The sequence below is a fragment of the Vibrio sp. T20 genome (assembly GCF_007858795.1).
Lineage (GTDB): Bacteria > Pseudomonadota > Gammaproteobacteria > Enterobacterales > Vibrionaceae > Vibrio > Vibrio satsumensis.
Map to the genome: position 1 here is coordinate 1 of NZ_VFEB01000018.1, position 1,637 is coordinate 1,637.

The following is a 1,637-nucleotide window of genomic DNA, read 5'->3' on the forward strand; positions in this document are numbered from 1 at the left end:
CCCCCTCTGGCAGGATAGTTGTCACTGTCAAAATTTAACCAGTTTGGGCGATAAAGAGTAATTGTGTCTCGTATCTCAGTAGAAAGAAAAGAAGCTATATTGAAGAAGCTGTTGCCTCCCTATTCGATGTCAGTTAAAGAAGTGTCGGAAGAGGAAGGAATTAGCACTGCGACCCTGTATCATTGGCGCCAGCAACTCAGACGTTCAGGAGCCGCCGTGCCAAATAGCAACACTTCATCAGAGCAGTGGTCTGCTCAAACTAAACTCGCCATTGTTGCCGAGACTTACTCGATGACCGAAAGTGAACTAAGCCAATATTGTCGTGAAAAAGGTCTTTTCCCTGAACAAATCCAAAGTTGGCGCAGCGAATGTATGCAAGGGTTTAAGTCGAGTAAAGAGCAGGAAGCTGAAGCAAAGAAGCAGGCTAAAGCTGACAAACTTGAAATCAAAGAGTTGAAGAAAGATTTACGACTCAAAGAAAAAGCACTCGCTGAAACGGCCGCCCTCTTGGTACTAAGAAAAAAGCTGAGAGCCTTTTACGGGGAAGAGCCAGAGGACGATTAACCTCAACCGATGAAAGGCAGACCATAGTGACTCTTATCCTTGAAGCGAAGCAATGCGGATGCCGTTTAGAGCCAGCTTGCCATGAAGTTCAAATCGACTTGAGAACGTATCGTCGCTGGTATCAGCAAGGTGAAGTTCAAGCTGACAAAAGGCCGATATGCATCAGGCCAGAGCCTGCTAACAAGCTCTCTCAGCAAGAGCGTGATGCGATTATCGAGGTGTGTAACCGCTCTGAGTTCGCAAGCTTACCTCCGACTCAAATCGTCCCGACACTGCTTGACCGAGGTGAGTATATCGCCTCTGAATCGAGTTACTATCGGGTGCTGAGTGCACAGGGACAACTCCACAGACGAGGTCGTCAAAGGAGTAGGCAGAAGCAAGCGAAGCCAACAAGTTACACAGCGACAGATTCGAACCAAGTCTATACATGGGATATCACTTACTTACCTTCAAAAGTTCGAGGCCAACATTATTACCTGTATGTCATCGAGGACATCTACAGTCGAAAAATCGTTGGTTATGAAGTGTATGAGCGTGAATGCGGTGAGCTGGCGTCACAACTTCTGCAACGAACGTTGATGCGAGAGCAATGCTTCAATCAAGCGCTGGTTCTTCACTCAGATAATGGTGCACCGATGAAGTCGCTGACGTTTAAAGCAAAAATGGAAGAGTTAGGTATTACCTCATCGTATAGCCGCCCAAGAGTCAGCGATGATAACCCGTATGTCGAGTCATTGTTCCGTACAGTAAAGTACATGCCAAGCTGGCCAACAAAGGGCTTTGAAACTCTCTATAGTAGCCGAAGTTGGGTTGAAGCCTTCGTACGCTGGTACAACACCGAGCATAAGCACAGTAAGCTAAATTACGTCACGCCTTCAGAGCGTCACAATGGAAAAGATAAAGAGATCTTGAAGCGCCGAGCGAAGGTATTACTCGCAGCAAAAGAGCTAAACCCTGAACGCTGGCCAGGTGATATCAGAAACTGTGAACCTATTGGTGACGTTCACCTAAATCCAGAAAGAGAAGCTGCTTAGTAAATAAGCAAATGATGACAACTACCTTGAAAAACGCCG

At 46.5% G+C, this 1,637-nt stretch carries 1 protein-coding gene; it reads left to right on the forward strand.

Features of this window, described 5'->3' with window-relative positions; genetic code table 11:
* The first annotated feature begins 63 nt into the window (after nucleotides 1-63).
* Nucleotides 64-1,598 (forward strand): IS3 family transposase gene (locus FTW16_RS01425; protein WP_409994442.1). Its coding sequence is split into 2 segments (ribosomal slippage): nucleotides 64-517 and nucleotides 517-1,598, totalling 1,536 coding nucleotides; the frame shifts between segments, so codons are not numbered across the junction.
* Nucleotides 1,599-1,637: the final 39 nt, after the last annotated feature.